Consider the following 26,581-nt stretch of genomic DNA (forward strand, 5'->3'; position numbering starts at 1 on the left):
CTCCTTCAACTCCTTTGGTGGGTGTAGGATTGTAAATTCAGCTCCGCCAGCTTTGCCGCACCGGGTACGCCCGTATCCGGTTCCCACCCCCGGGCCAGGTAATATTCCCTCAAAACCTCCCGCACCTTTTCCCGGTCCAGCCTGCGCCCGGCGGCGGGACCAACCGTCACCGGCTCATCGTAAAAACGGGAGGGGTAATCCGCATCACCCGGTTTTTCACCGTGGCGCAGGTTAAACAGCTTCTGGAGGTTCCAGATGCGTTCCCCCGCCCTGATCACTTCCGCCGGTGTAATATCAATGCCGGTCAAGCTGGCATACAGGCGGGCAAAAAGGGTGGGACCTACGGTATGCAGTACGGGCGGGCGGATGCACATGCCCAGGGCGTTGTAAACGGCAATGAGATCCTCCGCCCACCTGGACATTTTGGGTATGTTTACATCCCGGGTAACCGGATCAAAAATCTCTTTTTTCAACTCGTCCGGCATATCCAGACGATCGTACATCTCCTCCGGGAAACCAAACTTCTCCGTAAGGTAGGGGACGGGGTTTTCGTTGTAACGGAGATTTTCCACCGGGTTCCGGGTGCGCAGGTGGTCTCCGCCCCGCACGCTGGTAATATACCCCAGCGTCCAGGTGGACCAGCGGGCCCGGGGATCTAAAAGGAAACACTCCAGCCCCTTGACTTCCACGGCATATCTTGATGCTCCGGGGAAATGCCGCGCTGCCCTCCTGACGCCTTCGGCCAGCACATCCCCCATACCCCGGCGGTGGGCAATCATGTCGAGCAGGGAAATGGTAGCCCGTTCATCGCCCCAGTTGAGGGAGAAGCCCAGATCCCTTTCGCCGATCAGCCCCTTTTCGTACAACTCCATGGCGAAGGCCACCACCGCCGCCGCGGAAACCATATCCATGCCCAGGCGCTGGCAGGTTTCGGTAAGCATGGCGATGGCCGGCAGGTTGTTGATATCACACCCGGCTCCAAAGCCGATCACCGGTGTAACTTCCAGATCTTTAAGTCTCAGGCCGGCGTAGGGGCCTTCCTTCACTTCCACCCAGTGGGCGCAGGCAATGGGGCAGGCCATACAGGCCACCCCGCGGGTACTGTACCTGGGCAGGACCTTGCGGCTGCGGGTTTCCACCCAGCCGTCAATGGCACCGCGCTGGTAATTGCGCCCCGGCAGGGCCCCGAACTCCTGGTAGGGCAGGCTGGCCAGCATGGTGCCGAAGCGGCAAAAAGAATCGTAAAAGGGGGAGGAAAAGATGGCTTTACGGGTGTCATCCACCGCCTGCAGGAACTCCTTCCGGCGAGCCACCCGCACTGCACCCCGGCCGCGCACCGCTACGGCCTTCAGGTTTTTGCTGCCCATTACCGCACCCAGCCCCGTGCGGGCCCAGGCATCAAAGGGGCCGTTTTCTATGCTGGCAAAGCGGACCAGGTTTTCGCCGGCCTGACCAATGGCCGCCACCTGGATGGCGTCATCGCCCAGTTCCCGGCGGATCCGGCGCACCGTCTCCCAGGCATCCCGCCCCCAGAGGTGGCCCGCCGGTAAAATTGTTGCCTGGCCGTCACAGATCCATACATAAACCGGCGAGGCAGCCTTTCCCCGGATGATCACCCCGTCAAATCCGGCAAACTTGAGCTCGCTCCCCCAGAAGTTGCCGGAGTTGGCCGTGCCAAACAAGCCGGTGGCGGGCGAGAGGGCGGAAGCTTCGGTGCGGGACGCGGTGGGCACCGTCGTCCCTACCAGCACTCCCACATTAAAGGCAAGGACATTCTCCGGGCCGAGGGGGTCGGCACCGGCGGGAATCTCTTCATACAGCAGGCGGGCGTTAAATCCCAGGCCGCTTAAATACTCCCCGGCCCAATCCTGCTCCACCGGGCGTTCCTTTATTTTGCCGGCAGTGAGGTCGATATCCAGGATTTTGCCGCTGTAACCGTACACGCATTTACCCCCTCTCTATTCCGCCGCCCCGGCTGCTTCAACCACCCGCAGGGCTCCCGCGGGGCAGGCCAGGGCACATTTTTTGCAGCCGCGGCAACAGGATGAAAAGGTAATCGCAAATGTCCCGTCAAACTCATGCCTCGTAATGCAGATAAAGGCTTTGGTGAGGTCAAACTCCCCATGGTGGGTAATGGCACAGGTCAGGGCACAGGTGCAACAGCCGATACACTTGCCGGGGTTGACCGCCAGTTCCTTGGCCATGAACGTACCCCCCGAAAATAAACGTTAATTAAAAATTTCTACGGCCAGCCCCCGGTAACCTGCCGTGCGTAAATAAAAAACACCGTGAAGGTGTTGTACAAAGGAACTTGAACTATGCCTTTTTCCCGTAAAACCCCAGCATGACCCTGTGAATGGACGGTATCCCCGGCGGGACGAAAGCCACCCGGTCGCCGTCTTGCAGAGGATGGCTCATTTTTTCCACCCGGCCATTGATAAAGACCACTTCCACCTGTTCTTCAGGTATTTCCAGACGCTTCAATAGAGCCCCGGGAGTATCACCGGGAGCGATTTCCACATGCAGGGGGAAAGGCCAGCCCCGGTGGGAAAAAATTTTCATCAACGGGCCAAAGGCCCGCAGTTCTATTCTGGCCATCGCCGTCACCTCGCCTTTTGGCCGCAGGCCGGGCATCCGGAGTCCCGATCTATGGAAACTTCATAAAAGGTCATGGACAGGGCGTCATAGGTAAGCAACCGGCCGACCAGCAAATCGCCAAGCCCCAGGAGGTACTTGATGGCTTCCGTGGCCTGGATGGTACCGATAACACCCGGCACGGCCCCCAGGACCCCCAGTTCCGCACAGCCGGGGACGTGCGGATCCGGTTCGTGCGGGAAAATACAGCGCAGGCAGGGACCCGCCCCCGGCATCACGGTCATCACCTGCCCGGCAAAGGCCAGCACACCGCCGTAGATAAAGGGTTTCCCCAGGCGCAGGCAGGTTTCATTGAGCAGGAAACGGGTGGCAAAATTATCGGTGCAGTCAACAACAATGTCATACCTCTCGATCAAGGACACGGCACTGGCGGCGCTCAAACGCTCAGGGAAAACCTCCACCTGCACGTCCGGGTTTAGAGCCACCAGCTTATCCCTGGCCGATTCCACCTTGGGCCGGCCGATATCGCCGGTGCGGTGCAGGATCTGCCGCTGCAGGTTGGATAAATCCACCACGTCGGCATCCACCAGACCCAATCGCCCTACTCCGGCGGCGGCGAGGTAGTAGGCTACCGGTGAACCCAACCCGCCGGTCCCCACCACCAGTACCCCGCCGCGCAACAGCTTCTTCTGCCCCTCCATGCCCACGCCGGGGAGGAGGATGTTCCTCTGGTAGCGCTTCTGTTGTTCCCGGGTCAGCTCTTTCACTATTCCCTCACACCTCTTCATCTCACTTATCCCCCACCTACCGGCGGGAACAGGGAGACACGGTCGCCGGGCTGCAAAACGGCATCCATGGTCGCGTGGCGCCCGTTGACCAGGACCGTAAAAACCTGGCTCCGGGGAATGCCCAGGCTGTCCACAAGTCCGGCCACGGTAATTCCTTCCGGACGCTCCACCTCGATACTCTGGCCGAAACGGGCTCCGGGTATATGTTTCTCCAGTCCGCTGAAAACTCGCACTTCCAGCCGCAAACAACATACCCCCGTTATTACGAAAGGCGGCAGGACACCCCACCCGGGGTGCCCTGCCGGCCAGCTGATTAGAAGTTGAATACCTGGTCCAATCCCTCTTCCCTGACATCAAAGACCGTGTTGTGGGGCGGCAGTTCTTCCAGGCTGAAGAACTCCGGCAACCGGTCGTCGGCGCTGGTGAATCCGGCCTTGAGGTTGAACTCCCTCTCCGCCTTCAATACCTGTTTGCCCAGGTTGAGCACGTCATCCACAGTTAAATTGAAGCCGTACCTGGCGTTAAGCAATTCCACAATGGTGGGCATTCCCTCGGGGTTGTCCAGAACGGCAAAGGCCACAAAGAGACACAATCCGGTACTGTCTATGAACGCGGTGGCAATTTGCAGGTTCCGGGAAAGCTCCACCTGCCCCTCGGGTTTCAGCGGGTCCACATACCCGCCTACCTTTAGAATATTGGCGGTAACGGCATACCCGGCGGTATGGTCGGCGCCCATGGGCGTGGTGGCGTAGGTAACGCCGTTGCCTTTGCAGGCCCGCGGGTCGTAGGCGGGGATGCCCTGGCCCTTCACAGCGGGCACGCGGGTTACACCGTAAACCCGGCCGGCGTTGGCCGAACCGCCGCCGATAATCCGCCCCAGAGGCGTGCCCCTGGCCACTTCTTCCAGGGCTTTAATGGCAGCCTCACCGTCGCCAAAGGGTATGACGCCGGCTTCCATGAGCACACCCAGGGTGCACCCCGTCTCAATGGTGTCCAGGCCCACGTCGTTGCAGATGTAGTTCAGTTTGGCGATTACATCCAGGTCGCCGATTTCCAGGTTCGGGCCGAAACACCAGGCGGTTTCATATTCAATGGGGGCACATACCTTACCGTCGGGCATGGGATATACGTTTGAACACCGCATGACGCAACCGGGGTGGCAAGCATGGGTGGCCTTTCCGCCGCGGGCAACGGCCACCTCGGCCAGCTTCTCCCCGCTGACCTCAGCAGCTTTGTCAAAACGGCCAAAGCGGAAGTTTCTGGTGGGGAGGGTGCCCGCCTCATTGATGATGTTCATGAGCACGTTGGTGCCATAGTTAGGCAGGCCCTGCCCGGTTACGGGGTGGCTTTGTAAAATTTGGGCAAACTTCCTGGCCGCCGCCTTAAACCGCTCGGGCTCTTTGACCGGCGCATCAAAGGTGGTGGGGCTGTCCACGACGATGGCCTTAATTTTCTTGGAGCCCATTACCGCCCCCAGGCCACCCCGACCGGCATAACGGCTGCTGTTGCCATCACTGTCGTTGTTGGTCACCCCTGCGGCCGGCATGAGCATTTCGCCGGCAGGACCAATGGTAATCACGGCAACCTTATTACCGTACCGCTCCCGGCAGATGGCCGTAACCTCGTAGGTACCCTTGCCGGCCAGATCGCTGGCGGGCAGCAACTCCGCACCACCGGGAGTGACCTTGAGCAGGTACCAATCGCTGCCTGCGGGCTTACCCTCAAGAATGATGGCCTTGATGCCCAGGTTGGCCAGCTTCTGAGAGGCAATACCGCCGGCATTGGCTTCCTTAATTCCTCCGGTGAGGGGGCTCTTTCCTCCCACCGACAGCCGTCCCGATGACGGTGCGTTGGTGCCGGAGAGCAATCCCGGGGCAATGACCAGCTTGTTGTAGGGACCGAGAGGATCACAGGTGGGCGGCACCTCATCTAAAACCAGCTGGGACGTGAGCGCCCTGCCCCCAAGCGCCATGTACTTTTCCGGTACTTCTTCAAACTTGACTTCCCCGGTGGTCGTATTAACCCGCAGGAACTTGGACACCGTTCTTTCCTCCTTTTTGATCTTTTTGTTTTTCCTAAGCCATACATTTTTTATCTATACATATAGCCTCATACAATTTTTATGCCACCCTGCATAAATCCTGCGGTATGCCTTCGCCGTATATAAAAGTAGTGCGCCATTTTGATACGCCCTACCTGCTCCATTACAGGGCACCAGCATCACAACAGGACACTTTTACTAAAAATGATAGGAGAGATTTGACTCTCCTATCATTAGCTAATGATTACATTTTACATTGCCTGCCGGTAGATGTCAATTATATCGTCCAGGGTGGCCAGGCGCGGGTTGGTCAGGCTGCAGGCATCTTTCATGGCGTTTTCGGCCATGATGGCCAGGTCTTCCTCCTTCACTCCCAGACCGGCGAGACCGGAAGGAATACCCACATCCTCCGACAGTTTCTGAATGGCGAAAATAGCCTTTTCGGCGGCCTCACGCACGGAAAGCCCCTCAATGTTTTCGCCTAAAGCCACCGCAATGTCGGCAAACCGCTGCGGGCAGGCAATCAGGTTGAAACGGCAGACATGGGGGAGCAGGATGGCGTTGCACACGCCATGGGGAAGGTTATAGAAGCCGCCCAATTGATGGGCCATGGCGTGGACGTAACCCAGGCTGGCGTTATTGAAAGCCATGCCGGCCAGGAACTCGGCATAAGCCATCCTATCCCGGGCTTCCATGTTCTGACCGTTGGCCACGGCCTGGCGCAGGTTGCCGGCAATTAACTTCATGGCCATCAGCGCCGCCGAATCGGTAACCGGGGTGGCCATGGTCGAAACATACGCTTCCACGGCGTGGGTTAAAGCATCCATCCCCGTTGCAGCCGTCAGGGCCGGAGGCATGCCCACCATGAGCAGGGGGTCGTTTATGGCCACGTTGGGGGTAACCCGCCAGTCCACGATGGCCATTTTCACCTTCCGGTCAGTATCGGTAATGATGCAGAAACGGGTCATTTCGCTGGCCGTCCCCGCGGTGGTGTTCACGGCAATGAAGGGGGGCATGGGCTTGCTGGACTTGTCCACGCCTTCATAATCCCGGATGTTGCCCCCGTTGGTGGCCACAATGCCGATACCTTTGGCGCAATCGTGGGAACTGCCGCCGCCCAGGGAGATGATCATGTCGCACCGGTTTTCCTGGAACACTTTTAAGCCGTCATGAACGTTGATGTCGGTGGGATTGGGCTCGGCCCCGGCAAAGATAACGGCCTCGGCGCCGGCCTCTTCCACCTGCGCCTTAATCTGGTCGGCCATACCGGACTTGGCCAGGTAGGCATCCGTAACAATGAGCGCCCTCCTGCCGCCGAGAATTTTCACCTGTTCGCCGACCTTTTTGTGAGCCCCAATACCCATGAGGTTCACCGTAGGGATGTAATACCCGTAAACCTGTTCACCCAATGCCATTAAAACCGCCTCCCTGTACTTAGTGTTCTAGAGAGGAATAAACAATCATATTTATCCCTCTCCCTGCAAGAATTTTTATTTTTCGATTATTTAAAGTAAGGCAATATTCATGCCAGAGATAAAAATCTTAAAATTCGCTACGCTTAAGGCAACCCTGTGTTGACAGCGTTCCATTACGGGACAAAAGCTCAGCCAATTTGGAGCGGGGAGTTTCAATTTAGTAATTTTGAAGCGAATTTTGAAGCGGCCCTCTCAAGAAAAAAACCGCTTTCGGCGGGAAAGCGGTTGGTCTGCCGTGTGTGAAAAGCCAAACTTGCCGGTGGATACCGGACACAGGGTGTACATCACGGGAAGCGCCGGAGCGAGGGTGCGACGACGTCCCCTGTAATCAGCTGTTTCTTGCCTCGCCCTGCATTTCTTTTAATTTCCGGTAGAGGGTATTCCGGCCGATACCCAGTATGCGTGCGGCCAGGGTAATATTGCCGCGGGAATAACTCAGGGCCTGATTGATGGCTTCCCTTTCCATCTCTTCAATGGTTGCGGGAGGCGGGCAGGGCAGGCCCCTGCGGGACATCACCTCCAGCACCCTTTTTTCCAGTACCTTTAACAAATGAAAAACCCGTGGCAGTTCCCCGTCCTCGAGGCCGGACAGGAAATCCTTTGAACGCACCAGGTTTTGCAGTTGCGCTAAAAAAGGTGAGGCTTCCGGCTGATCATCCGGGGACGCCGGCCCCGCTTTGGGGAACCGGTTCAGGGCACCGGTTATGCGGTTGGAGAGGTGCCCGGGTAAAATTACCGTGCCGTCGCACAGGGCCGCGGCCTGGTGGATGGCATTAACCAGTTCCCGCACGTTGCCCGGCCAGGAATATTGCATCATGATTTTCATTGCTTCAGGGGAGATTTTTATACTCTGACCTGTTCCATGTCCGGCAAGCTCATTTAAAAAATGATTGACCAGCACCGGAATATCTTCTTTGCGTTCCCTTAAAGGGGGAAGATGCAGCCGCACCACGTCAAGCCGGTAAAATAAATCTTCCCGGAAGCTTTTTTCCCTGACGGCCTGCTCCAGATCCACATTGGTGGCGGCAATTACGCGAACATCGGTTTTAATGGGCTTTTCTCCCCCCACCCGCATGAACTCCCCGGTTTCCAGCACCCGGAGGAGCTTAACCTGGATGGACAGGCTGGCCTCACCAATTTCATCCAGGAATAGTGTACCATGGTTGGCCAGTTCGAAAATACCCCTGCGCTGGCCGGTGGCACCTGTAAACGCACCCTTTTCATGGCCAAACAACTCGCTTTCCAGAAGATTTTCCGGCAGCGCTCCGCAGTTAACGGGAATAAAGGGGCGGTCGCTCCGGTGGCTGGCCGCATGGATGAAGCGGGCCAGCACTTCCTTGCCGGTGCCGGTTTCCCCCTGGATCAGGACGTTAACATCCTTGCGGGCAATTTTAAAAGCCACGGAAAGAAGCTGGTTCATGGCCCGGCTGTTCCCGACAATTATTCCCGCCCGGGCGGCAATATGACCCCATTCGGCGGTGGAAAGCCTTTTTTTCCTCTCTTCAGCACCACCGGCAAAATCAAGGGCTTTATCGATCAAGGCCTCGATTTGCGAAATGTCCTCGAAAGGCTTCTCAATGTAATCGTAAGCCCCCAGTTGAATGGCCCTCACGGCCGTCCTGGTGGTGCTGTATCCCGTCATGATTATGACTTCACAGCCGGGCTGTACCTTTTTTATCTCCTGGAGCAGGAACAGGCCGTCGAAATCGGGCAGCTTTAAATCAACCACCGCCACGTGAAACTTCTGGTCGTTAATGGCCTCGCGGGCCTCCTGGCCACTTGCAGCTACGGTTACCCGGTACCCTTTTCTTTCCAGCAGGCAACGGAAAAAGGTACCTACCTCAACTTCATCATCTACCACCAGGATACGTGCCTGTAAAGACAAAATAATCCCTCCGGGAGCAAGCTGAATTTAGAAAAATCTAGGACCGGCCCTCCTCCAAAGGGAGGACCAGCGTAAAGGTGCTTCCCTCACCCGGCCGGCTCTCTACTTCGATGGTCCCTCCGTGGGCCCGGGCAATGCCAAGGCTCACGCTCAACCCCAGCCCGGTACCCCGGGAAGCTTCCTTTGTCGTAAAAAAGGGATCAAACACCCGGCTCATATTTTCAGGGGAAATTCCCTGCCCGTTATCCTGAACAGTCACGACTGCACAACGCCGCCCGTTTTCATCCCTGCGCACCCCGGTGCGGATATGAATATACCTTTCCCTTTCCACCCCTTCTAAAGCATCCCGGGCATTGAGCAACAGGTTGATCAAGACCTGGTCGAGCTGCTGCCCGTTGGCGGCCACCCTGGGCAGGTCCGGGGCCAGGTCCGTGCAGACATTGATCCCGGTCCGGTTAATCTGATATTTAACCAGGCTCAGCACCCTTTCCACCACCTCATTGAGGTCGGTGGGAGCTACCACCGGCGGCTCCTGGCGGGCAAAGGTGAGCAGGTTCTGGATTATTTTTTTGCAGCGCAGGCCGCAGGTAACGATATCCTTGAGCAACTGGGAAGCCGGGTGTTCAGGCTCAAGCTCACGCTGCAGCATCTGGGCGTTGCCAATGATCACGGTCATGGGACTGTTAAGTTCGTGGGCCACTCCCGCAGCCATTTCACCTATGGCCGCCAGCTTGGCCGACTGGATCAGTTGAGCCTGCATTTGCACCCGCGCCCGGAAGGCTTCCTCCCATTCCCGCTTGGCCTGGACCACTTCCTCGTAAAGCCGGCGGTTCTGGACGCAGATGGCCAGCTGATCCGCCAGCTGCCGGGCAAAAGTTAAATCATTTTGGGAGTAGATATTCTTTTCCCGGGTGCCGATCACCAGCATACCAATGATGTTTTGCTTCACTTTAAGAGGGTCCAAGATCAGGCAGTTGAGCTCGAACTGCCGCACGGGAAGCTCCTCAAGAAGTTTCCCGTCGCCGGCAACACACAGGTACACCTGTTCTTGCTGTTTTCTAATGGTCTCCCAGAGCACCGAATTCCGGGGCACCACCAGGCCGTTGCACGGCAGCGGAGGCTGCGTGGCCACCAGGCGCAGCTCACTGCCTTCCAGCGTGATCAGGCCCAGAAAATCACACGGAATAACCAGGGGAAGGTTTTCATAAACTCTTTGCACGATCATTTCCAGGGACATATCGATATTGATATCCCGGCTCAACTGGTGGATGATCTCCAGGCGGCGGTTCTGGATAACAATTTCCCGGTTGCGTTTTTTCAGCTCCACGTAATAATTCAGCTTGGATGACCTGACCCCCGTCAAATTCTCAATCAGCCTGGCTTTGTCGTCAATCAACCTGAATCCCTCTCTTCAAGGTCAGAGCAAAAAGGTTATGCAAATCCCTTTCTGTTACATCCCGCGGGTTGGTAATAATGCAGGCGTCTTTCAGGGCGTTTTGGGCAAGATTGTTTATACGCTCCTCCGACAGGTTCCCCACGGTAATTTTATCCGGTATGTCAAGATCCCGGGCCAGCCTGCGCACCGCCTGGATGGCCCTTTCCGCCGCCTCCCATGTACTCAGTCCTGCAATATTCTCGCCCATGGCCTCAGCTATCCGGGCGAATTTTTCCACACAGGCGATCATGTTAAACTCCATTACATATGGCAAAAGGATGGCATTGGTTTCTCCATGATGCAAGTCCAGCTGCGCGTCCAGCTGGTGGGCCATGGCATGGGTGGCCCCTAAAATGGCGTTGGAGAAGGCCAGACCGGCCTGCAAAGCAGCCATGGTCATGGCCGACTTGGCCTCCAGGTTGGAGCGGCAGGCAACCGATGGACGCAGGTACCTGGCCACCAGGCGTATGGCATTTAAGGCATTTACGTCGGTAAGGGGGGTTGCGGCCAGGGATACAAAGGACTCGATGGCGTGGCTTAAAGCATCCAGCCCGGTGGCAGCCGTCAGCCTGGCGTCCTTGGTCTGGAGTACCACGGGGTCGATAATGGCTATGTCGGGCACCAGGGATTTGGAAATAATGGTCATTTTAACCTTGCGCCGGGTGTCAACGATAATGGCAAACTGGGTGACCTCGGACCCCGAACCGGCCGTGGTGGGCACAACCAGCAACGGCGGGAGGGGGCGGGTGATCTTGTTGACCCCTTCATAATCCTGGATAACCCCCCCGTTGGTGGCCAGGATGGCCACGGCCTTGGCCACGTCGATGGGGCTGCCTCCTCCCACGGCCAGAATGGCATCGCAGCCCGTGTCCTGGTAGCGCTTGACCCCTTCGATCACCTCGTAATCCTTCGGGTTGCTGGTCACCTCGAACCACACCTCAAAGGAAAGGCCGGCCTCCTTGAGCCGGTCGATGGCCTTGTCCACCCACCGGTTGGCCACCACCCCCGGGTCACTGATGACAAAAAGTTTGGTCGCTCCCAGGCGCAGGGCGCTTTCACCCACCTGGCTCAAGGCCCCCAGGCCGAAAATAATTTCGGGAGCCACAAATTTACTGATCATCCGCATGGGCTTTCTCTCCATAAAATTTTTTCTAATTGTTTTAATTCTCTATCACCGGGAAACTTCCTGTCGGAAAAAAACACCTCCTGGGAAAGGAGGTAGAAAACAGCTTCTTCCCTTGTAATAATTATCTCAAACGGGTATTGCCAACCAACACCATCTGATATAAATTAATATCAGGTGGTGTTTTATGAAACTTTACACAATAAGCGAGTTTGCCGAAAAACTTGGCGTCAGCGTATCAACGCTCCGCGCTTGGGATAAAGAAGGTAAACTGGTTGCGTTACGTACGCCGACTAACAAACGCAGGTACACTGAAGAAATGCTTTACCGGGCACTGGGCATAAAGAACCGCCAGGAACCAGAGAAAATCGTTTTATACGCCCGGGTGTCATCAGCCGGCCGGAAACCGGACCTGGAAAACCAGCTTGAGTACCTGAAGGACTTTGCCGCCGGCAAGGGGTTGACCGTGGGCGAAATACTTGCCGACGTCGGCTCCGCCCTCAATTATAAGCGCAAGAATTTCCTGAAGTTATGCGGCATGGTCACCCGGGGAGAAGTCAAAACTGTTATCGTTGCCCACAAGGACTGCCTGGTGCGGTTCGGCTTTGACTTTTTTGAAGACCTGTTCGCCAAATTCGGCTGCGAAATACTGGTGGTCAACAAGGCCGAAGACATGTCCCCGGCCCAGGAGTTGACCGAAGACCTGATCAGCATCGTCCAGCATTTTGCGGCCAAACTCTACGGCCAGAGGACCTACAAGGCCCGAAAACTGACCAAAACGGTAAGGGAGGCGCTGGCCGGTGCAGCAGACGGTAAAACAAAAGAGCCTGCCGCTGAACAATGAGAAGTGGGCCAGGATAACTGAGACGGCAGAAGCATATGCCCGGCAGAAGGACGCCTTCCTGGTGGAGTACGGGCATGTAAAATACCTGCACTATCTGGGCGAAAAGCGGAAGCTGCGGGACGAATTAGTTTCAGCGGGTTTTGTAAGCCCTTTTGGCCTGCAGGCCCGGCAGTGGAAGCTGGCTTTAGACGATGCTCTTTACACCCTGGAGAGGCAGTGGGAGGCTGCCATTGTCGAAGTCAAAGAATACCTTTACCGCTTTGAGGCGCTGACCGACGAAGAAAAGCACTACGCCTTCTGGTTGCTGTACAGGCACGAGAAGCACAGCCGCGACTGGAAACGCATCCAGGCGGTCTTCACCGGCGAAGACGTGGCCAACGAAGAGATAAACCTGGACGTGGAAGGCCGCGCTAAAGTGAGAAAGTACCTGAAGCGCGTTTTTCGGCGCGTCCTGGGCAAAAAGCCCCGCGTCAAAAAAGCTCGCAGTTTCGCCGTCGATCAGCAGATGTACCGGGTATTTGCTACCGAAAAGCGGCAGTACATTGCCGTGGCTACTTTAACCCCTGGCGAGAGGGTGGTCATCCCGCTGGCCGGGGTACATGCCGTAGAAGGCAACCTGCGGGTGATACTGTTGCCTGACGAGCAGGCGGTAGAAATCCACCTGACCAGGGGACCGCGGACTTACCCGCCCGGTGAGGAAGAGGCGGGCATCGACCTGGGCGTGACCGAAGTGTTCACCGATGACACGGGCAGAAAATACCGGTCCGAATACGGTGAGGCCCTGCAGGAAATGTCCGACCATATCCTGGACAAGAGCCGAAAGCGCGGCAAGCTCCGGGCGCTGCGCCGGAAGTTCCTCGAGCAGGACCCGAGCAAGGCCCGGCGGATCTTAAAACACAATCTGGGCCTTATCAAGCAAACCAAAAGGAACAAAAAATACCGGACCAGGTGCGAGAACGAAATCAACCGGGCGTTTAACGAATTCTACAAAGAACGCCGACCGAAGATAATTGCTTACGAAGACCTCGCCCACCTGCGCGGGAAGGCCAGGAGCAGGGGTCTCTCCCGCAAGGTGAACGGCTGGCAGCGCAGCATTATTAAAGAGCGGCTGGAATACAAAAATTACATTTACTCCGTCACCGACCCCGGTCCGGTGAATGCGGCGTACTCCAGCCAGACGTGCCCCATGTGCGGCTGGGTGGACGCGAAGAACCGCTGCGGGGACGTTTTTAAATGTCAGAAATGCGGTTTTGCAGCAGATGCGGATAGCGTAGCCGCGCTGAACCTTAAGTCCAGACTGCATGACGAAGAGATAACCAGGTACACGCCGTATAAAAAAGTAAAAAAAATTCTACTTGAGCGTTACCGTCAAAAGCAAGTCAGTTAACACTTTATCCTCCCGGGATGTTCCCGGGAAAGGGCAGGGACTGGCCCGGTGGGAGAAAGCTCCGATGGAACGTGCGTTGGCTGGCAGTGGCGCACGCGAAGCGGGCTTTAACGATGAGGTTTCCTGCGGGGGACTGAGCACTGCCGGGTAGCCTGCACTGGAAGGTACGGGAAACGGCATTCCGGTCGGCCAAACCGTCTCTGTTCTTCAGGTGGGAGCCTTTGGGCGTTAACACCACCCCGCCGTTTGGAAGCCGTCGGGCTGGATAAAGACGGTGGGCCTTTTGGGTCTGCCGGATGACGTACCGGTTTGGCGGTCACTGTTTCGGGCGGGACTCCAGAAGCCCGTGGTCCGCCTGCCCCGTCAGCCGGGCAGGTGGGGATACCCGGCCTCTCGGAGAGCGTAAACTGCTTTTGCTGTCACTTTTATCGCTATTTGATAGAAGTTGATAGCAAAAATGAAACAGGACTGGTTTCGAAGATGTAGGCATAGGGGCAGTATTGGTTTAGAAGGTAGGTCCGGCAGTCTTTTTGCCGCGCGGTGCAGGTAATGCGCTGGAAAACCCGGCCGAATCCCCCGCGCGGGCTTTTTCATCCCGTACTTCACAGAACCGCTGGCGCAATTCGTCGCCGGTGATGTGCAGGTCTTTCTTAACAAGCAACCGGTAATAAGTTCCACTTACGAATCCCCGAATATCTCCTTCAGGGAAAGATTAAAGTCTTCAAAAAAACTTACTTTTACCACGTGGTCGCGGGCATATATCTCGGGCCTTCCGTACCTGCCGTCAGTACCCAGCCTGTACACCATAACGATCCCGTCTACCGGGTGAACCAGCCAGTATTCCTTCACGCCGTGCTTTTCGTAAAGGGCAAGCTTTTTAATGTAATCAAGGGAAGCCGTCCCAGGGGAGGTCACCTCAACGATCAGGTCGGGGCTTCCTTTGCAACCGCGGTCGTCTAATTTGTTCTTATCGCAGACCACCACTATGTCCGGCTGCACTACGGTTTTAATCTCTTCATCTTTTTCTTCCCCTGCAGGCAGGCGGACGTCAAAGGGAGCCGCGTATACCTCGCAATCTTTCCCCTTGAGGTAATTGTAAAATTCGCCCAGGAGGGCGGTGAGCACTTTCTGGTGCCTCCGTGAAGGCGCCGGGCCAAGGCGATGGGCAAACCCTTCGATGATCTCCCACCTTTCCCCAGCATGCCAGGTTAAATAGTCACTGTAGGTATAGCCACCGTTTGCTTCTTGTCGTGGGTAAGCCAAAGATGGTTCCTCCTTTGTCGTTTTTGGTTGCCCGCTAATTGGTAAACCGCTCTTTTATAATTTTGAACCTTCTACCCTTTCTTTCATTCTTTTCCCTTTCGAACGAATGATTCGCTACAACTTTACACTCGTTTGTAGTAGCTAAATCCTTTACTCAATCTAACCAACCGGTAAGGTAAGATAGCCCCTTTCCGGACCCTATCTTTTCCCATGCTTTTTTCATCGCTAAATACATTTACTTATTTTATTTGCGAAAAGATCATACTTCTGCTCTCCCAGATACTTATTCCATTCTCCGCCGGGGAAAAAATACCTTCACTGGCAGTATATTTCCTTTGAAAAAAGGGCCGCCGGAAATGCTTTTTAGGACCTGTAATGCTTACTGGTAGAACCATTTAAAAAAATACCCCCCGGCGGGGGGCAGTGGAGGATGGAACATTTCCCATTCGACAAGATAGGTTTTGCAGCTACTATCCCATAAACCAGCCTGCGGAACGGTTACCTGGTCAACGGGCATCACTCTCAATTCCCAGGCGGAACGCCGTTTTGATCCCAGCCGCGCAGGCGGTAGTAGTCGTCCAGCATAATATCCAGCTCCTGCCTGGTGATGATGTCCCGGCCGTCGTTAATTGGCTCGTTGAAGAACCTGGGCGGCAGCATGTCGTCCGCCCGGGTGGCGCCTTCCCTGGTGTTGAAGAGGCGCGTGGCGGTGACAATACGGTCGGCCAGCCGGGCCAGCTCCTCCCGGGTGTACTCCCAGCCGGTGCTGCCCTTGATCATGGCCACCAGGTCGTCCCACTGGATCAGGTCGCGGAAAAAGACGCAGAAAATCATGGTGTTGAAAACCGTCAGCCGGTTTTCAAATTCAATGAAGAGGGCGGCTTTCCCCTCGGTGGTGGAGGGGTCGATCATCCCGCTCAGTTCCGGCTTGTAAAAGGTGGCCCGCAGGTGGCAGGCACCCCTGGGCGAGGTGGCGTAGGCCAGGCCCATCCCCTTCAGCACCCGGGGGTCGTAACCGGCCGGCTCCAGTCCCTTGACGTGAATGGCCAGGTCCTCCAGGCCCAGCTCAGTGGCCACCCGTTTTATGCCCTGGGCCAGCAATTCCCCCGGGCCGCGGGCGTGGGCGATATCCTCCAGCAGGCGGGCCGCTCCTTCGGCATCCCCGTAGGCTGGGTAACCTTTTACCCGGCCCCTTTCCCCGGCCTCCATCATCAACGCCACCAGGTTCCCGGCGGTAATGGTATCCATGCCAAGCCTGTCGCACAGGTCGTTGAGGTAGATTACCTCGTCCAGCCTGTTAATACCGCACAACCCGCCGAAGGCATAAATGGTTTCGTACTCGGGGCCTTCCAGCTTTAATCCGGCGTGTTTTCCTTCCTTCACCGTGGTCAGCTTGCCGCAGGTCAGGAAGCAGTTGGGGCAGGCCCTGGCCCTGACTTCAAAATTCTGGAGCAACGTATCCCCGCTTAAATTCTCCCAATCGGGACCAGTGCCCATGGACCAGTAGCGGGCCGGAAATGCCCTGGCGCCGTTCATGGTGCCTACCATAACAGTGGTGCCGTAGGTCTGGTAGGCCTTGACCCCCGGGTTGTCCCTGCCCTTTTCCCTGATGCGGCGGGCGGCCTCCTTCAAAAGGGCTGGATCGGCCGCCTCACAGCCGGCCTCCCCGTGGAAGACCAGGGCTTTGAGCTTTTTGGACCCCATCACCGCACCCATGCCGGTGCGCCCCGCCGAGCGCCAGTAATTGTTTTCAATACAGGCAAACCTGACCAGGTTCTCCCCCGCCGGGCCGATAACCACGGCCTGGGCCCCTTCCCTGCCCACCTCTGCAAGCACTGCGTCTTCCGTAGCGTAAGTATCCTTTCCCCACAGGTGGGATGCATCGTGGAAAACCACGCCCCGGTCGCTGATTTCCACGTATACGGGCGCATCAGCCGCACCTTCGACAATCACCGCGTCGTAGCCAGTGCGGCGTATGGCCGGGGCCACCCGCCCGCCGGCATAGGACTCGGCGTAAAGCCCGGTCAGGGGGGATTTGCTGAACACCCCGTAGCGGCTGGAGCCGGGCAGCACCGTGCCGGTGGCGGGGCCGGCGGTGATGATCAGCTTGTTGGCCGAGGAGAGGGGATCTATTCCCGGTTCCAGTTCGCGCAGCAACAGGTAGGTGCCCAGACCTTTCCCGCCCAGGTAGTCCCGGTACACGCTTTCCGGCAGTTCCTCCACCGCAGAGGACCGGTCCGAAAGGTTCAGGCGCAGCAACCTGCCGTAAAAACCGTACATTTTGAGCCTCCTTCCCACTTGCCGGGCCGTTTTAACCGGCCACTTCAGCCACCACTTCTTCCAGGATGGAGAAGCCCAGGTCCAGCTGCTCGTCCGTAATGGTCAGGGGCATGAGCATGCGCACCACATTGCTGAATATTCCCGCCCCGATGATGATCAGGCCGCGCTTGTAGCACTCCTGGATAATGCGGCCGGCCTCCTCTTTAGCCGGTTCCTTGGTTTTCCTGTCCTTGACCAGCTCCATGGCCACCATGGCCCCCAGACCGCGTACGTCGCCAATGAGGGGGTATTTTTCCTGCATGGCCCGCAGGCGCCCCAGGGCCATTTCCCCGATTTTGGCGGCCCGGTCCGCCAGCTTCTGCTCCTGCATGTAGTCAATGGTGGCCAGGGCCGCGGCACAGGAAATGGGGTTGCCGCCGTAGGTGCCGCCGATGTGACCCGGATCGGGCGCGTCCATGACCTCCGCCCGGCCGATCACCCCGCTTAAGGGCAGCCCGGAAGCAATGGACTTGGCCACGGTCATCAGGTCGGGCTGTACGCCCCAGTGCTCCACGGCGAACATCTTTCCGGTCCGGGCAAAACCGGTCTGCACTTCATCCACAATAAAGACGATGCCGTGCTTTTCGCAGAGCTTCTGCAGGCCCGGCAGGAACTCCGGCGGAGGTACAATGAACCCACCCTCACCCTGTACCGGCTCGATAATCATGGCGGCGATATTTTCCGGCGCCACTTCGGCGGCAAAAAAACGGGTGAAGTTCTCCAGGCAGTGCAGCCCGCACCCAGGGTAAGTGGAGTTGTAGTAACAGCGGTAGCAATAGGCGGAAGGAACCTTGTAGACTTCCGGGGCAAAGGGGCCGAAGCCGAACTTGTAGGGTTTCACCTTGCTGGTTAAACTCATGGTCATCAATGTCCGGCCGTGGAATGCGCACTCAAATGAGATAATCCCAGGCTTTTTGGCATAAAAACGGGCAATCTTGACGGCGTTTTCCACCGCCTCCGCCCCGCTGTTGGCAAACATGACCTTTTTAGCTTCTCCCTTGACGGGACACAAAGAAGCCAGCTTTTCGGCCAGGTCCACATAGTTCTCGTACATGGTCACCATAAAGCAGGTGTGCAGGAGCTTGTCGGCCTGGCTTTTAATGGCGGCCACCACAGGCTCGGGACAGTGGCCGGCGTTCAAGGTGCCGATGCCGCCGTAAAAGTCAATAAATTCGTTCCCGTCCACATCCCTGATCAGGGCTCCTTTTGCTTCTGCCACGAAGACGGGAGTGGCATTGGAAATCCCCCGGGCGACGTACTTGTTCTTTCTTTCCAGCATGCTGCTTGACTTAGGGCCGGGTACGGCAGTAATTTTTTGAAGCATCACATGCAAAACCTCCTGCTATTTTTTATTTCCGGACCGGGGGGAACCAGAGGCTCCTTCACCCCGGCCGGGAGTCATTTCGCACGAATTAATAAACGCGAAGGAACCCCGGTGTTCCAACCAGGGCCCTTGCAAGGGCGTTCTACTTTTCAGCCTGCAACAATTCCTGCATGATGGCAGTGGTTTGCGCGTGGGAAGACCGCGCCCAGAAGTAGAAAACCACACCCAACGCGCACCAACCCAGGAAGATCAACCACTCATATGGCCACACCAGGGCAGCGGGACTGCCGGGCAGGTACAGGAAAACCAGGGCCAGGCTGAAAATTACGGCCAAAAACCCCACCGGCTTGCCGTAGCTAACCCTGAAAGGCCGCTCCATCTCCGGTTCGCGGTAACGCAGGATCAAAAATGATATTGCCACCATTGTCCAGGCCACGATAGTCGCCAGGCTGCCCGCATCCACCAACCAGACCAGCATTTTGCGGCCCAGGAGGGGAGCCAGAGTTGATAGCACACCAACAAGCAAAATGGCGTTACCCGGTGTTTTGAACCGGGGGTGCAGCTGGCCCAGGAAATCGGGGAGCAGCTTGGCCCGGGCCATGGCGAAAATAACCCGGCTGGCACCCACGAAAAAGCTGTTCCAGCTGGTAATGATGCCGCCAATGCCGCCCAGGATCAGCAACTTGGCGGCCCAACCGCCTTTAAAAAGGGCGGCCATGGCATCGGCGGTGGGCAGCTTGGAAGCGTGCATTTGTTGCTCGGTTAGCGCCACGGAAACGCTGAAAATGACCATGATGTACCATAAAGCCGCCAGGAAAATGGACAGGAGGAGTATTTTCCCGATTGACTTAAATGGAATGTTCATTTCTTCCGCTGCCTGGGGGATGACGTCAAAACCCACAAACATGAAAGGGGTCATAATCAGAACCACAAAAATTCCTTTGATGCCGCCTACGAACAGGGGCTCCATATAGCCGGGGTTGCCGTTAAACAGGGCACCGGTCATGAGCATAATGCCTACAACGGCAATTAATAATGTAAGCACTCCTTGCAAAAATGCTGCCGGCTTAATACCTACATAGTTGATTATGGTAAGGATAATGGAACCAATTATGCCTACAAGTGCCCAGGAAGCGTACACATCCCAGCCTGCCACAGTCCAGAGGTAACCGTGCTTGTAATCCGGTATGAGATACTCCACCACGGTCGGCAGGGCCACTGCTTCGAAGGCCACCACCGAGGTATAACCCAACGCCAGGATCCAGCCGCAAATAAAGGAAGGGGTGATACCCATGGCGCGGAAACTGAACACAAATTCACCGCCCGCCTTGGGCATGGCCGGTGTCAATTCAGCATAAGTTAACCCCACAAAAATAACCACAATGCTGCCAATGAGAAAGGCCAGCATTGCCCCTATGGAACCTGCTGATTCAACCCATGTACCCGCCAGGACTACCCAGCCCCAGCCAATCATGGCTCCAAAGGCCAGAGCCAGCACGTCTTTGCGGGTTAAAACCCGCGCAAAGCTTTCTTTCTGAGCCATTACTTAAAAACCTCCTGCATGCTTTAGTTTTGTCAGATGTTCAACGCCTGAATGTGCGAATTTTCCGGGATTTCACCACCTTTCGCCGACAAGCAGAAGTACAAACAGGTCTTGCAAACCATATTCCCGGTTCAAAATGGCGAAAAATGGACAAATTTTTGTCTTTTTGTGATTTTACAAAAACATCAGAAATGCGCACCAGCATTAAGGATTAAAAGAACGGTTCGTTTTTTCTCCCGAAACCGCACCAGCCTGACTAATGCATATTGGCATTGATTAATGCCATAGCGCATTAGCTTAAACTAAAAAACCCGAGTCAACAAATAGACCCGGGTTTTCAAAGCACCTAAGCAAGCACGACTCCGGAGTGCGGAGTAAAGGCAACCAACTTTTGCAGGCTTTTCAAAGCTCTTACGCAAGTACGGCTTCCCGCTTATCTTGATATTCGGCACCCTTGCCCAGCCATCCCCGCAGCCACATGGCCTCGCTCAGGCGCTGCACGGCCACCAGGTACGCACAATCCCTCATATTCAGATCCTTATGGGCCCTGTACATTTGATAAACTTCTTTAAAGGCTGCCACCATTTTTTCCTCCAAACGGCGGTTCACTTCTTCTTCAGACCAGTAGTAACCGGTATTGTTCTGCACCCACTCGAAGTAGGAAACGGTTACGCCGCCGGCATTGGCCAGAATATCGGGAATTACAAAAATCTTTTTCTCATTCAAGATCCGGTCTGCGCCGGGAGTGGTGGGGCCGTTGGCTCCCTCGCCGATAATCCGGGCTTTAATATTCCGGGCGTTTTGTTCGGTAATCTGGTTTTCCAGGGCCGCCGGGATGAGAATGTCACAGCTTAAGGCCAGCAACTCCTCGTTGCTGATGGGACGGCTGCCCGGATACCCCTTCACGGTTCCCGTATTTTTCTTGAATTGAAGCACCGCCACCGGGTCGAGCCCCCTGGGGTTGTAGATGCCGCCGGAAGAGTCGGATACGGCAATAATGCGGCAGCCCATTTCGTGCAGCAGCCTGGCGGCAATGCTCCCCACGTTGCCATAGCCCTGCACGGCAGCGGTGGCGCCGTTTAAGCTGATCCCCAGCGCCGCGGCCGCTTCCCGCACGGCAATGACACAACCCCTGGCTGTGGCCTCTTCCCGTCCGAGGGATCCGCCTACCACCGGCGGCTTGCCGGTAATAACCCCAAACTCGTTATACCCTTTGATCCCGGAAAACTCGTCCATCATCCAGGTCATCACCCGGGCGTTGGTATAAACGTCCGGGGCGGGGATATCCTTTTCCTGTCCCAGCAGCGGGTACATGGCCTTGATATAACCCCGGCTCAGCCTTTCCAGTTCATCGAGGGACATTTCCCTGGGGTCGCAGGTCACTCCACCCTTTGCGCCGCCGTAGGGCAGCCCCAGTACGGCGCACTTCATGGTCATCCACAGGGCGAGGGCTTTCACCTCGTCCATATCCACATCCGGGTGGAACCTTATTCCCCCCTTAAAAGGACCCAGTACACTGCAGTGCTGAACCCGGTAGCCGGTAAAAACCTTGATGCTGCCGTCATCCATTTTCACCGGTATGGCCGCCGTCAGTACCCGCTCCGGGCTGCGCAGAATTTCGTAAACCGCCGGGTTGAGGTTGAGCCTTTTCACCGCCGACAGGACGTGATTACATGCCAGTTCAAAACTGTTAACCTGCTTGCTCATCAAATCACTCCCCTTAAGGGTTTGCCCCGGAAGCTTTCCCTCCGGAGGCTTTACCCCTTAAGGGCGCAAGAAGCATGCCAGGCTTAATAATCTTAATTGGCGCAACATTTTTAAGACTTCTGTAATTTTTACTAAGTGAATGGATGCAAACACGCATTAACCCGAATTAACACAAACCCGGGATACCTGGCACTTCCCTACACTTTGTCCCCTTTTGATAATGCAACACAGGATTACATGTGATGCGCAATTGCATTATTTTGTGTTTTTCATGAGCTTCTTTTGTTTGCTCCCCGTGGGGTACACGCGGTACTTCTGGATCTTTCTGACGATGGTTGACTGGTTGACCTGCAGGGCGCTGGCCATTTCGTAGGTGGTTTTGCAACGCTGTGACGCCAGCATAATCAGCTGCCTTTCCACCTCGTCGACGGCCTGTTTCAAGGGGCATATCCCCAGCACATATACCCTGCCGGGAAGCTCGCCGCTGGAGTTGATAATATAATCGGGAATATGCACCGTCTCAATAAGGTTGCTGTCGGTGGTAACCATCAACCGCTCCACCAGGTTTTCCACTTCCCTTACATTACCGGGCCAGTGGTATTTCACCAGTACGTCCAGGACTTCCGGTGAAAAATGTTTATTCATGTCATATTTCAGATTAAACTTATTGACGAAATGCTCAATCAAGGGCACAATATCTTCTTTGCGATACCGCAGGGGAGGAATGGTGACCGGGACTACATTCAACCGGTAGTAAAGATCCTCCCGGAACAATCCTTCCCTGACCATCTTTTGAATATCGCGGTTGGTGGCGGCGATAAATCTCACATTCACCGCGATTTGCTGGCTTCCCCCGACGCGCATTAACTTTTTTTCCTGAATTACCTGCAGCAGCTTAACCTGCAGGTTCAACGGCAGGTCCGCCACCTCATCCAGAAAAACGGTTCCCCCGTCACCCATTTCAATTAAGCCTTTCTTCCCCTCACGCCTGGCTCCGGTAAAGGCCCCGGGCTCATAGCCGAACAGCTCCGATTCCAGCAGGTTCTCGGGTATGGCTCCACAGTTGATGGTGATAAAGGGACCTTTATGCCGCCTGCTCAACCTGTGAATGCGGGAAGCAATAACGCCCTTGCCCACACCGGATTCGCCGGTAATCAGGATGGTGGAATCCACCTGGGCCACCCGGTCCACCAGGTCCAGGACCTGTTTCATCTGGGGGCTGACCGCGATAATTTCCGTGTTCTCCAGCTTTTCCTGCCGCAGGTACATCACCAGCCGGCGGTAGTTGTCCACCAGCTGTTCGGTGTCTTCCAGGCGCTGCTTTAAATTGATCAGCTCGGAAACATCCCGGGAGTTAACCACTATGCGGGTGATCCTGCCCGACTCATCAAAGACCGGATTTCCTGTAACGATGAGAGTCTTGCCCGTCTTCGTGTGCTGGACCATGGTCACCCGCCGTCTTTCTTCAAAAACCCGGCGCGAAACGGATGGGTTGAAATAACCTTCCTCCTCCATTTCGCTGTAATGTTTACCTATTATCTTTTCCACTTCCACCCCGTAGTAGCTTTCTCCAATCTTGTTCACCCTGCGGGTGTAGCCCTCGCCGTCGACAACGTAAATTTCGTCGTAAGAAGAGTTAAAGATGGCTTCCAGCTCTTCCTTGGCTTCCCTCAAGGATTCGCACAGGGAAATGTCCTGTAAAACCAGCATCGTCCCGCCGGCGCCCTCTTCCCCCACCAGCGGGTTGACCTGCACGGCCACCTTCCGGCCGTTTATTTCCACCTTCCTGCCTGAAGGCGAACCGTCCTGCGGCCATAACTGCTCCACCAGGACGGCGGGTAATACGTCGCCAAGTTGCCTCCCCGCAACCGCACTTCTTTCTACACCCAGGAGGTCTTCGGCGGCCCGGTTCAAAAACTCCACCCTTCCCCCGGCATCAACCAGCAACAACCCCACGGGTACGGGATCAAGTAATGCAAATACCTCCCTCAGATGAATCCCTCCCCTGGACGAACTAAGCAGTGCGCCGGCCGTAAGCCAGTGACTTGTGACCGGCGCACCCTTTTACAAGTCCGTGATAAATAGGACCCAGCCCTGGTGAAAGCTGGGTCCCCTATTTAAATGCTCTCAGGCGATCTTCTCCACCCGCACGGCGCAGACTTTTAACTCCGGTATTCTGGCCACCGGGTCCCGGGCCGTGTTGGTCAGCTTGTTGATGGCCACCTCCGGGAAGTGGAAGGAGGTAAAGACCACGCCGGGCGGCACGGTATCTACAACCCGGGCGGTTACTTCCACCTGTCCCCGGCGGGAGATAACCCGCACCCGCTCGCCGTCGGCAATGTTCAGGACCCGGGCGTCGGCTGGATTGATCTCCAGGTGCTCCCGGCCGTAGTACTCCTCCAGGGCCCCGGTACGCAGGGTCATGGTCCCGGTATGGTAGTGGAAGTGCCGCCGCCCCGTATTCAGGATGAGCGGATATTCTTCGTCCGGCAGCTCGGCCGGGGGTACGTATTCTACCGGGTGGAACTTGCCCAACCCCCGGGCAAACTTGCCCGCGTGCAGGATGGGCGTTCCCGGGTGATCGGGGGCGGGACAGGGCCAGACCAGGCTGCCGCTCTCCAGGCGCTGGTAGGAAATGCCGCCGTAGGAGGGGGTGAGGCGGGCAATTTCCTCCATGATTTCCGCCGGCGAACCGTACTGCATGGGATAACCCATGGCCGCAGCCACCAGGCAGATGATCTGCCAGTCGGGTTTGGCTTCCCCTACGGGCTCAATGGCCTTGCGCACCCGCTGAACCCGGCGCTCGGTGTTGGTAAAGGTGCCGTCCTTCTCGGCAAAACTGGCTGCGGGCAAAACCACATCGGCCAGGCGGGCAGTCTCGGTAAGGAAGATGTCCTGCACCACCAAAAAGTCCAGCTTTTCTAAAGCGTGAACTACGTGATCGGCATCGGGGTCGGAGAGCACGGGGTTTTCGCCCATGATGTACATCCCCTTGATTTCTCCCCGGGCGGCGGCTTCGATCATTTCGCCCACGGTTAGCCCGGGCGTGGCCGGCAGCCCGTCTACCCCCCAGGCCGCGGCAAACTTGGACCGCACATCCTCGAGGGTAACGCTCTGGTAACCTGTGAGGACGTTGGGCAGGGCGCCCATGTCGCAGGCTCCCTGGACGTTGTTCTGCCCCCGCAGGGGATTCACGCCGCTGTGGGGCTTGCCGATGTGCCCGCAGAGCATGGCCAGGTTGGCCACGGCAAGGACGTTGTCGGTGCCGCAGATGTGCTGGGTGAGGCCCATGGTATAAAGAATGGTGGCGTTTCTGGCCGTGGCATAACCCCGGGCCACTTCCCGGATCACACCGGGGCTGATACCGGTAATTTCCGCCACATATTCGGGGGTGTATTTGGCCACCGCCTCTTTGAGGGCTTCAAACCCTTCGGTGCGGGTGTCCACAAATTCCTTGTTCACCAGGCCTTCGGAAATAATCACATTGGCCAGGCCGTTTAAAAGAGCGATGTCCGTGCCCGATTTCAACTGCAGGTGATGGTGGGCCAGACCGGCCACCTCTGTCCTGCGGGGGTCCACCACCACCAGGGTGGCGCCGTTGCGCACGGCCTTTTTCACCTGAAGGCCGATAACCGGGTGCGACTCGGTGGTGTTGGTCCCAATGGCCAGGATAAAGTCGGCTCCCCCAATATCTCCGATGGGGTTGGTCATGGCACCGCTGCCAAAGGCTGCCGCCAGACCGGCGACAGTAGGCGCGTGTCAGAGGCGGGCACAATGGTCGATGTTGTTGGTTCCCAGCACAGCCCTGGTGAACTTGCTCATCAAGTAGTTCTCTTCGTTGGTGCACCGGGCCGAGCTCAGGACCCCCAGGGCAACGGAACCGTATTCTTTTTTAATTGCCCCCAGCCTTTCGGCCACCAGGTTGATGGCCTCTTCCCAGCTGGCTTCCTCAAAGACCCCGTTGCGCTTGATCAGGGGTTTGGTGAGGCGGTCGGGGTGGTGAATAAAGCCGTAACCAAAACGGCCTTTCACGCACAGGGCCCGCCCGTTGACTTCACCGTCACAGGATGTTACCCCCACCACCCGGCCGTCCTTTACATTGAGATCAAAGGTGCAACCGGTGCCGCAGTAGGGACAGGTGGTGCGCACCTTCTTGACTTCCCAGGTGCGGGCTGCCGCACGCAGGCCCTTTTCCTGCAGGGCCCCCACCGGGCAGACGGCCACACAGTTGCCGCAAAAAACGCAGTCGGAACCGGCCAGGGTACTGTCCATGGCCGGGGTAACCTTGGTGTTGAAACCCCGGTAGGCAAAATCCACTACGTTTTTGCCCTGGATTTCGGCGCAGGCCCGCACGCACTTGCCGCACAGGATACATTTATTCAAGTCCCGCACTATGAAGGGGTTATCATCTTCAATGGGGTAACTGTGGCGCTCCCCGGCAAAACCGGCCTGCCGGACGCCGTACATGTAGGCGTAATCCTGCAGGCGGCAGTCGCCGTTTCTACCGCAGGTCAGGCAGTCCTGCGGGTGATTGGCCAGCAGCAGCTCGATGATGGTCTTCCGGGCTTCCACTACGGCCGGCGAGGCGGTGTGCACCACCATGCCGCTGGTGGCGGTGGTGACGCAGGAGGCCGGCAGGTTGCGCATGCCCTCGATTTCCACCACGCACAGGCGGCAGCCGCCCCACGGGGTGAGCTCCGGATCGTGGCAAAGGGTGGGGATGAAAATTCCTGCAGACCGGGCCGCATCCAGCACGGTGGTGCCGGCCGGTACGGTCACCTGCCGGCCATCTATGGTCAAAGTGACTTCCGCCAATTTAGGAACCCCCTTTCAAAATGATTTCTTATCACTG

Annotated in this window: 20 protein-coding genes; 2 read left to right on the forward strand and 18 right to left on the reverse strand. The window is 56.7% G+C overall.

From position 1 onward, the window contains the following. Positions 1–5 precede the first annotated feature (5 nt). The 10 genes from G7K71_RS16160 to G7K71_RS16205 form a co-directional block, all read right to left on the reverse strand. Positions 6–1,943, reverse strand: a complete 1,938-nt coding sequence (locus G7K71_RS16160) for an aldehyde ferredoxin oxidoreductase family protein (protein ID WP_166348705.1) — start codon at positions 1,941–1,943, stop codon at positions 6–8. A gap of 15 nt (positions 1,944–1,958) precedes the next feature. Beyond that, on the reverse strand, positions 1,959–2,204 hold the full coding sequence (locus tag G7K71_RS16165) for a hypothetical protein (protein ID WP_166348708.1): 246 nt from the start codon (positions 2,202–2,204) through the stop codon (positions 1,959–1,961). Positions 2,205–2,316: 112 nt separating this feature from the next. After that, positions 2,317–2,598 (reverse strand): MoaD/ThiS family protein, encoded by a 282-nt coding sequence (locus tag G7K71_RS16170; RefSeq protein ID WP_166348711.1) that lies wholly within the window; start codon positions 2,596–2,598, stop codon positions 2,317–2,319. 5 nt (positions 2,599–2,603) lie between these two features. Beyond that, the gene (locus tag G7K71_RS16175) at positions 2,604–3,383 is read right to left on the reverse strand and encodes a HesA/MoeB/ThiF family protein (protein ID WP_166348714.1); all 780 of its coding nucleotides are present in this window, start codon (positions 3,381–3,383) and stop codon (positions 2,604–2,606) included. Positions 3,384–3,388: 5 nt separating this feature from the next. Further along, complete coding sequence (locus G7K71_RS16180; protein ID WP_166348717.1) at positions 3,389–3,628, reverse strand: MoaD/ThiS family protein; 240 nt, start codon at positions 3,626–3,628, stop codon at positions 3,389–3,391. Between the two features lie 68 nt (positions 3,629–3,696). Then, the gene (locus G7K71_RS16185) at positions 3,697–5,424 is read right to left on the reverse strand and encodes an aldehyde ferredoxin oxidoreductase family protein (RefSeq protein WP_166348720.1); all 1,728 of its coding nucleotides are present in this window, start codon (positions 5,422–5,424) and stop codon (positions 3,697–3,699) included. Between the two features lie 251 nt (positions 5,425–5,675). Continuing rightward, positions 5,676–6,839 carry an iron-containing alcohol dehydrogenase gene (locus tag G7K71_RS16190; RefSeq protein ID WP_166348723.1) on the reverse strand — a complete coding sequence of 388 codons (1,164 nt, stop codon included), beginning with the start codon at positions 6,837–6,839 and terminating at the stop codon, positions 5,676–5,678. A gap of 388 nt (positions 6,840–7,227) precedes the next feature. Continuing rightward, entirely contained in the window at positions 7,228–8,784 is a 1,557-nt protein-coding gene (locus tag G7K71_RS16195; protein WP_166348726.1) for a sigma-54 dependent transcriptional regulator, read from the reverse strand. 37 nt (positions 8,785–8,821) lie between these two features. Then, positions 8,822–10,180 (reverse strand): ATP-binding protein, encoded by a 1,359-nt coding sequence (locus G7K71_RS16200; protein ID WP_166348729.1) that lies wholly within the window; start codon positions 10,178–10,180, stop codon positions 8,822–8,824. Next, positions 10,173–11,345, reverse strand: coding sequence for an iron-containing alcohol dehydrogenase (locus G7K71_RS16205; RefSeq protein WP_207713013.1), 1,173 nt, complete (start codon positions 11,343–11,345; stop codon positions 10,173–10,175). The genes G7K71_RS16200 and G7K71_RS16205 overlap by 8 nt, the downstream gene beginning before the upstream one ends. 184 nt (positions 11,346–11,529) lie before the next feature. Between G7K71_RS16205 and G7K71_RS16210 the strand changes: the two genes are divergently transcribed. Both G7K71_RS16210 and G7K71_RS16215 read left to right on the forward strand, forming a co-directional pair. Then, positions 11,530–12,186, forward strand: coding sequence for an IS607 family transposase (locus G7K71_RS16210; protein ID WP_166348735.1), 657 nt, complete (start codon positions 11,530–11,532; stop codon positions 12,184–12,186). Next, positions 12,143–13,573, forward strand: a complete 1,431-nt coding sequence (locus tag G7K71_RS16215) for a zinc ribbon domain-containing protein (protein WP_166348738.1) — start codon at positions 12,143–12,145, stop codon at positions 13,571–13,573. The genes G7K71_RS16210 and G7K71_RS16215 overlap by 44 nt, the downstream gene beginning before the upstream one ends. A 505-nt stretch (positions 13,574–14,078) precedes the next feature. On the opposite strand, the gene G7K71_RS16220 is transcribed toward G7K71_RS16215, so the two are convergent. The 8 genes from G7K71_RS16220 to fdhF all read right to left on the reverse strand — a co-directional run bounded on the left by G7K71_RS16220 (position 14,079) and on the right by fdhF (position 26,544). Then, positions 14,079–14,234 (reverse strand): hypothetical protein, encoded by a 156-nt coding sequence (locus G7K71_RS16220; RefSeq protein WP_166348741.1) that lies wholly within the window; start codon positions 14,232–14,234, stop codon positions 14,079–14,081. A 17-nt stretch (positions 14,235–14,251) separates the two neighbouring features. After that, on the reverse strand, positions 14,252–14,836 hold the full coding sequence (locus tag G7K71_RS16225) for a Uma2 family endonuclease (protein ID WP_166348743.1): 585 nt from the start codon (positions 14,834–14,836) through the stop codon (positions 14,252–14,254). 522 nt (positions 14,837–15,358) lie between these two features. Next, the gene (locus G7K71_RS16230; protein WP_166348746.1) at positions 15,359–17,116 is read right to left on the reverse strand and encodes an aldehyde ferredoxin oxidoreductase family protein; all 1,758 of its coding nucleotides are present in this window, start codon (positions 17,114–17,116) and stop codon (positions 15,359–15,361) included. A 31-nt stretch (positions 17,117–17,147) separates the two neighbouring features. Then, a complete protein-coding gene (gene gabT / locus G7K71_RS16235) occupies positions 17,148–18,479 on the reverse strand; it encodes a 4-aminobutyrate--2-oxoglutarate transaminase (RefSeq protein WP_166349571.1) in 1,332 nt (443 codons plus the stop codon). 142 nt (positions 18,480–18,621) lie between these two features. After that, positions 18,622–20,022, reverse strand: coding sequence for an APC family permease (locus tag G7K71_RS16240; protein ID WP_166348749.1), 1,401 nt, complete (start codon positions 20,020–20,022; stop codon positions 18,622–18,624). 411 nt (positions 20,023–20,433) lie between these two features. After that, positions 20,434–21,729, reverse strand: coding sequence for a Glu/Leu/Phe/Val dehydrogenase (locus G7K71_RS16245; protein WP_166348752.1), 1,296 nt, complete (start codon positions 21,727–21,729; stop codon positions 20,434–20,436). Between the two features lie 255 nt (positions 21,730–21,984). Next, the gene (locus tag G7K71_RS16250; protein ID WP_313885031.1) at positions 21,985–23,751 is read right to left on the reverse strand and encodes a sigma 54-interacting transcriptional regulator; all 1,767 of its coding nucleotides are present in this window, start codon (positions 23,749–23,751) and stop codon (positions 21,985–21,987) included. A 105-nt stretch (positions 23,752–23,856) separates the two neighbouring features. After that, positions 23,857–26,544, reverse strand: a complete 2,688-nt coding sequence (gene fdhF / locus G7K71_RS16255; RefSeq protein WP_166348755.1) for a formate dehydrogenase subunit alpha — start codon at positions 26,542–26,544, stop codon at positions 23,857–23,859. Between the last annotated feature and the right edge of the window lie 37 nt (positions 26,545–26,581).

It is taken from the genome of Desulfofundulus sp. TPOSR, from assembly GCF_011393055.1.
In the GTDB taxonomy this organism is placed as follows: domain Bacteria; phylum Bacillota; class Desulfotomaculia; order Desulfotomaculales; family Desulfovirgulaceae; genus Desulfofundulus; species Desulfofundulus kuznetsovii.

Excerpts from the sequence above, each read along its gene's own strand:
- G7K71_RS16165 (WP_166348708.1), bottom strand. The coding sequence starts at position 2,204 with ATGGCCAAGGAACTGGCGGTCAACCCCGGCAAGTGTATCGGCTGTTGC.
- G7K71_RS16170 (WP_166348711.1), bottom strand. The coding sequence starts at position 2,598 with ATGGCCAGAATAGAACTGCGGGCCTTTGGCCCGTTGATGAAAATTTTT.
- G7K71_RS16175 (WP_166348714.1), bottom strand. The coding sequence starts at position 3,383 with ATGAAGAGGTGTGAGGGAATAGTGAAAGAGCTGACCCGGGAACAACAG.
- G7K71_RS16190 (WP_166348723.1), bottom strand. The coding sequence starts at position 6,839 with ATGGCATTGGGTGAACAGGTTTACGGGTATTACATCCCTACGGTGAAC.
- G7K71_RS16205 (WP_207713013.1), bottom strand. The coding sequence starts at position 11,345 with ATGCGGATGATCAGTAAATTTGTGGCTCCCGAAATTATTTTCGGCCTG.
- G7K71_RS16210 (WP_166348735.1), top strand. The coding sequence starts at position 11,530 with ATGAAACTTTACACAATAAGCGAGTTTGCCGAAAAACTTGGCGTCAGC.
- G7K71_RS16230 (WP_166348746.1), bottom strand. The coding sequence starts at position 17,116 with ATGTACGGTTTTTACGGCAGGTTGCTGCGCCTGAACCTTTCGGACCGG.
- gabT (WP_166349571.1), bottom strand. The coding sequence starts at position 18,479 with ATGCTTCAAAAAATTACTGCCGTACCCGGCCCTAAGTCAAGCAGCATG.
- G7K71_RS16240 (WP_166348749.1), bottom strand. The coding sequence starts at position 20,022 with ATGGCTCAGAAAGAAAGCTTTGCGCGGGTTTTAACCCGCAAAGACGTG.
- G7K71_RS16245 (WP_166348752.1), bottom strand. The coding sequence starts at position 21,729 with ATGAGCAAGCAGGTTAACAGTTTTGAACTGGCATGTAATCACGTCCTG.